At 52.8% G+C, this 5,933-nt stretch carries 5 protein-coding genes; all 5 read left to right on the top strand.

Translation table 11 applies throughout. From position 1 onward, the window contains the following. Window positions 1-326 precede the first annotated feature (326 nt). The 5 genes from AC4FIC_RS05825 to AC4FIC_RS05805 are packed head-to-tail and all read left to right on the top strand — an operon-like array spanning window position 327 to window position 5,766. A complete protein-coding gene (locus AC4FIC_RS05825) occupies window positions 327-1,853 on the top strand; it encodes an ABC transporter substrate-binding protein (RefSeq protein ID WP_100258083.1) in 1,527 nt (508 codons plus the stop codon). A gap of 54 nt (window positions 1,854-1,907) precedes the next feature. Then, window positions 1,908-2,774, top strand: a complete 867-nt coding sequence (locus AC4FIC_RS05820) for a carbohydrate ABC transporter permease (protein WP_100258082.1) — start codon at window positions 1,908-1,910, stop codon at window positions 2,772-2,774. A 1-nt stretch (window position 2,775) separates the two neighbouring features. Further along, window positions 2,776-3,621: a carbohydrate ABC transporter permease gene (locus AC4FIC_RS05815; protein ID WP_100258081.1), complete on the top strand. Its 846-nt coding sequence runs from the start codon at window positions 2,776-2,778 to the stop codon at window positions 3,619-3,621. Between the two features lie 5 nt (window positions 3,622-3,626). Beyond that, window positions 3,627-4,679: an ABC transporter ATP-binding protein gene (locus tag AC4FIC_RS05810; RefSeq protein ID WP_100258080.1), complete on the top strand. Its 1,053-nt coding sequence runs from the start codon at window positions 3,627-3,629 to the stop codon at window positions 4,677-4,679. A 1-nt stretch (window position 4,680) separates the two neighbouring features. Then, window positions 4,681-5,766: an ABC transporter ATP-binding protein gene (locus AC4FIC_RS05805; protein WP_100258079.1), complete on the top strand. Its 1,086-nt coding sequence runs from the start codon at window positions 4,681-4,683 to the stop codon at window positions 5,764-5,766. Window positions 5,767-5,933: the final 167 nt, after the last annotated feature.

Genomic DNA, 5,933 nt, shown 5'->3' with positions numbered 1-5,933 from the left:
AGAACATCATCGGCAACCTAGTCGGTACTTGGGCCGAGCTGACCGAATTGATGGAGCTGGCTAACCGTGGGTTGGTCGATTTAACGACCAAAGAATATGCCCTCAGCGATGCCAACACCGCGTTACGCGATTTACATCAAGGTAAGATCCATGGTCGCGCGGTATTGATACCGTAAAGCCAGCTGCAAACCAATTTAGACCCGAGGGGTTGTCTAGTCGTGGCCCCTGCAAGACCGGCTAAACCCAATGACTGGGTTAGGTCACACAGCACGCCTACAAACATAAAAATATATAAACATACAAAAATAAAAAAAGAGAGGAAGACCATGAAGAAGTTTATAAAATCTGCGTCCGTCCTGGCGCTTGCGGCGTCGGCTACGCTGCCGGCATTGGCACAGGATTACTCATCCTTCGGCATTGAAAAAGACCTGCCGGGCACCTGTAGCTATGCAGCTACCGACGCCAAGGACTATTCTGGACGTTCGTTAAACATCATTACCCATGCTATCCCGGTAATCGGTGAGCCTACTGCATTGCACGCAGAGCAGTTTGCCGAATTGACGGGTGCGGAAGTGAATGTTGTCCACGTACCCTTTGGTGATCTGTTTCAACGAATTATGATCCCGTTCCAGAGCGACCAAAACGCCTATGACGTTATGTTCTACCCATCGCTGTGGATTGGTGACTTCAGCCGTTTCTTGGCCCCGGTGCCAGACGCCTATATTAATTCCACGGGCATGATGGATGTCACACCAAGCTTCACCGGTGTTGCAACCTGGAACGATGAGATGATTCAGTATCCAATGGATGGCGATCGCCATTATCTGAAGGTCCGTACTGACATCTTCGACAATGCCGACGTGCAGGCCAAGTACCTGGCCGATACCGGGAGCGAGCTGGTTATCCCTGAGACTTGGGAAGACTACAACAAGGTTGCCGCCTATTTCAACGATCGCGATTGGGACGGTGATGGCGAGCTGAACTATGGTTCTGCCGAAGTTGCTAAGCGAGACGACCTGATGTTCTCGGCGTTTATAAGCCGTGTCGCACCTTATGCCAAGCATCCAGATGTCGAGGGTGGTTTTTTCTTCGATCTGGAAACCATGGAACCCTTGATCAACACCCCGGGATTCGTGCGCGGTCTTGAGCTCTTTATCGATGCCCAAGCGAGCTTCCCACCCGGTGGCAAGAACTTCGGTTTAGGCGATGAGATCTTCTCATTTGGTGGCGGTCAGACATTGATGAGCTACAGCTGGGATGATGCTTATATCCAGGCTAACCAAGCCGATAGCCGAATCCGCAACAAGGTTGCCGCTGCGCCGCTTCCAGGTGCCTCTGAAGTTTGGAACCGTGATACGGGCAAATGGGATACCTTCTCTACGCCCAACCGCGCGCCCTACATGACATGGGGCTGGTCTTCAGCCGTCTCTACCCTGTCTAAAGAGCAAGAGATGGGATTTGATTTCTTGTGCTTCTTCTCCAATGAAGCCAATGCCGAGCATGATATGCAGATTGGTCGGTTCGGTGTGAACCCATACCGTAATAGCCACTTCGATGTCGATTACTGGAAAGGCCAAGGCTGGGAAGATAAGACGGCTCAGACCTATGTCACCACGTTGTCTGAGATGGAAGAAAGCAAGAACCGCGTTTTTGACCTCCGGGTTCCAGGCGTAAGTCAGTTCATGTCCTCCATGGCAAACGGCGTTGCCGAAGCAATGGCCGGCCAGAAAACGGCTCAAGAAGCGCTAGACGATGTAGCGAAAGAATGGGCCGAAATTACCGACCGGATTGGCAAAGATCGGTTGCGTGATGCATATGCCAACGTTGTTAAGTTAGAAGACAACGAAGGCTGATGAAAAGGGGTGGGCACTCTCTGGTGCCCACCACCAATCTCAGGATAAATACAAATGCTATCTTCAAAACATTTCTTTTTGCTTCCAGCCCTTTTAACGCTGGTGGCCATTATTTTGTTCCCTCTGTTGTTTACCGTACGCGTGAGTTTTTCCAGCTGGGATGTGTTCCAGTCGGGCTTGGACTTCATTGGCGGCAAAAACTACGGTCGGGTGTTCGCGGATGAACGATTTTGGCAAAGCCTGGGGCGTTTGTCATTGTTGTCCGTAATTTCGGTTTCACTGCAATATACCCTTGGTTTTGCGCTGGCCCTTGCTGTTTGGAAGCAGGTTCGCGGCGGACGTTTTTTACGGGTCTTATTTTTAATCCCGATGATGACTACACCAGTAGTTATGTCGGTTATCTGGCGAACTGTGTTCCATGAAAGCTTGGGACCGGTCAATGATATTTTAGGCATGTTTGGTATAGGTGCGGTACCGTGGCTTTCGAGTGCGACCGGGGCCTTTATCAGCGTATTAATTGTCGAAGTATGGCAATGGACGCCGTTTATGTTCTTGCTGTTGCTGGCCGGCTTGGTGTCATTACCCCGCGAGCCTTACTTGGCGGCCGCGATTGACGGCGCCGGCACATGGCGAACCTTTTGGCAGGTGACGTTTCCGCTTATGGCACCGATCACCATTGGTGCGTTAATTATCCGCCTGATTGAAGCCTCAAAAATCATGGACACGGTCTATGTCCTGACGTCGGGTGGGCCGGGAACGGCAACTGAAACCTCGTCTTATTATATCTACATCCGCGGTTTACGCGACTTTCAAATTGGCTACTCCGCGGCGTTATCGTTGGTCTATCTGGTGATTATGATTATCAGCCTCACCGTGATCGCGAAGCTCTTGATGCGCACGCTGGTCGGAAAGGACGGATAAAATGAACAAGTTCTATCATGCTCTCAAAACTGCTTTTCTGCTCGGTTGGTCGATCTTTGTGGTGTTTCCCTTTCTGTGGGCGCTGACCACCTCGTTTAAAGATGCCAACGCTGTTACCAGCGGCGCGACCTATATCCCCTGGGTCGATTTCGAACCCTCAACCCAGGGTTGGACCTCGCTCTTTACCACGGGATCGCAGGGTATCAACATAGTCGGCCCCTTTATCGATTCGGCGGCGGTGACGCTCATCGCCAGTCTGGTCAGTTTGGCGCTCGGCACATTGGCGGCCTACGGCTTGTCGCGTTTTGAGTATCGCTTGGGTTTCGTCAAAAATGCCGATATCACCTTCTTCTTTATCTCGCAGCGTATTATGCCACCCATCGTATTGGCGATTCCGTTCTTCCTGATGTTGAAAGAACTGGGTGCGTTGGATACCATTTTCGGACTGGTGTTGGTCTATATCGCCTTGCTGTTACCTATCGCGGTTTGGGTGATGACCGACTTCTTCGCCGGTATCCCGAAAGAACTGGACGAAATGGCCATGACCGATGGCTGCAGCCCGATCGGTGCGTTTTTTCGAGTGGTGCTGCCGAACTCGGTGCCAGGGCTCGTCGTGGCGGGAATGTTCTGTTTGATCTTTGGCTGGAATGACTTCTTCTTCGCCTTTACGCTCACGTTCACTGAAACGCAGCTGCTGCCGGTTTCAATCGTATCCCTTAATTCCTCTGTGACACCTTGGTGGTCGCTGTCAGCCTTCGCGCTGATTTCCGTCGCGCCCTTGGCGTGTGTTGCAGTCATCGTCGAGCGCTATATGTCGCGCGGCACAATGTCGGGGGCCATCCGGTAGATATCATGCTACAGATAAACCAATTAACCACTGTTGATCCCAAAGTATCTCTGAACGATGTCTCATTCCTCTTCGAGGCGGGAAAAATCTATACCATCCTGGGCCGAACCGGCGCCGGAAAGACCGAGCTCTTGCGTGCCCTGATGGGTCTAAACCCATTGGCCGCGGGCGACATTCACCTAGATGGCACCGATATTTCAGAGCGCCCGATCCGGGCACGCAATATGTCGCTGGTCTACCAGCAGTTTATTAATTATCCCCATCTAAGTGTCTTGGATAACGTCGCCTTTCCACTGCGCCGCCAGGGCAAGAAAAAGCCCGAAGCCCAAGCGCTGGCGACTGATATGCTCGCCTCAGTCGGCTTGGGCGATTTTCTGGAACGTCGTCCGGCTCAGCTTTCCGGTGGCCAGCAGCAGCGTGTTGCCTTGGCCCGTGCGATGGTGAAGAAATCGCGCATCCTGATGCTGGATGAGCCCTTAGCCAACTTGGATTATAAGTTGCGTGAACAGCTGCGCGAAGAATTTCCACGCCTCGTTGCCGCCAACAGTGACAGTGTGATCCTGTACACCACGACCGAGCCGCGCGAAGCCATGGAGCTAGGTAACACCATGATTATTATGCACAACGGCAGCATCGTCGCCAGTGGGCCGCCAGCGGAGCTGTTTGCCCATCCGCCGACCATAGATGCCGCCAGTGTGATAAGCGATCCGCCGATTTCGTTTATTTCTGGTTTTGTGCGCAACAACGAGCTTTTCTTTGCCGAAGGTAAACCGGCCCCCAGCGACGGCTTGGTGCTGCCGTCGGACGGACCTGTCACCATCGCGCTGCGACCCGATGCGATCGAGCCGAATGGTCCATTGCAGGCCACCATCGGTTTGTCCGAATTCAGCGGTTCGGAAACCATTATCCATCTCGATTTCGACTTTGGTAGAGCGATAATGTTGGTCGAAGGCATTGGCAGTTTTGAGGTCGGTGAGACCTTGAAGGTCTCGATTCAGGCTGAACATATCATGCTATTTGCACCAGACGGCCGCAATATTACGACTAGGAGCAATTGACATGGCTGAAATCATATTGGAAAACCTCGGGCACAGCTATTTGTCCGACCCGAGTGGCGACAACGACTATGCGCTTAAGCCGGTCAACCTTACCTGGCAGGACGGCAAGACCTACGCCCTGTTAGGGCCTTCAGGGTGTGGCAAGACGACGATGCTGAATATCATCTCAGGCCTAGTGCCGCCATCGCACGGGCGCCTGTTGTTCGATGGTCAAGACGTTACTCAAATGGCCACATCTGCGCGCAATATTGCTCAGGTGTTTCAGTTCCCGGTGATCTATTCGACCAAGACAGTGCGCCAAAATTTGGCCTTTCCGTTGGAATGTCGTGACGTCGCACCGGGCCGGATTAAAGAGCGTGTGGCCGAGGTGTCTGCGCTGCTCGATTTGGATTATGCGCTCGATATGCCGGCCCGTCGGCTCAGCGCAGATCAAAAACAACTGATCTCCCTGGGACGCGGGCTGGTGCGTGAAGACGTCAGCGCGATCTTGTTGGATGAGCCGTTGACCGTAATCGACCCACAAATGAAATTCATGCTGCGGCGCAAACTGCGCGAGATTAATCGTAAGACCGGCGTCACGATGATCTTGGTAACCCACGATCAGAGTGAAGCGATGAGTTTTGCCGATGAAATCGTCGTAATGAAAGACGGGCGCGTGCAGCAGTCCGGCACGCCCGCGGAGCTCTTTTCGCGGCCCCAGAACGAATTCGTGGGTTACTTCATCGGTTCACCGCCGATGAACATGATCACCCTAAACGCCCGTAAGGACGCACTTGGCACCGATGCATTAAGCCTCACCAAGGCCTTGCCCAGCGACCCTAACGCCGGCTTGCATCAGCTGGGGATTCGACCTGAACATATAGCATTGGTTAGCGCCACGGACCAAAACATGGGCACCGGGACTATCAAGAAGATTGAGCACCTTGGTGTTGATGGCATCGTTACGCTGGAGCTATCGGCCGGAGTGGTGATCAAGGCTAAAACCCGTAAGCACACCGGGATGCAGGTCGGTAACGCGATGGGCATCAACGTGCGCGCAGAAGATGCGCTCCTCTATGTCGAGGGAGCCCTCGCCGCCGCGCAATAGCCCAGATCGAGTCGTAGGCTGCCGGTTAGATGTGGCAGCCTTTTAAACCGGGACAGATTTATTTGTTAAACCGGGACAGATTTATTTTGTTAATTTATTTGGATAACTGAGGCAAATTTATTAATTGGTGATCTTGTGCTCTTTGGCTGGCCGACCTGGACGTTTGA

It is taken from the genome of Reinekea sp. (assembly GCF_982785585.1).
Note: the sequence above shows the minus strand (reverse complement) of the source record. Positions and strands in the feature narration are given on the sequence as shown.

Excerpts from the sequence above, each read along its gene's own strand:
- AC4FIC_RS05825 (WP_100258083.1), top strand. The coding sequence starts at position 327 with ATGAAGAAGTTTATAAAATCTGCGTCCGTCCTGGCGCTTGCGGCGTCG.
- AC4FIC_RS05820 (WP_100258082.1), top strand. The coding sequence starts at position 1,908 with ATGCTATCTTCAAAACATTTCTTTTTGCTTCCAGCCCTTTTAACGCTG.
- AC4FIC_RS05815 (WP_100258081.1), top strand. The coding sequence starts at position 2,776 with ATGAACAAGTTCTATCATGCTCTCAAAACTGCTTTTCTGCTCGGTTGG.
- AC4FIC_RS05810 (WP_100258080.1), top strand. The coding sequence starts at position 3,627 with ATGCTACAGATAAACCAATTAACCACTGTTGATCCCAAAGTATCTCTG.
- AC4FIC_RS05805 (WP_100258079.1), top strand. The coding sequence starts at position 4,681 with ATGGCTGAAATCATATTGGAAAACCTCGGGCACAGCTATTTGTCCGAC.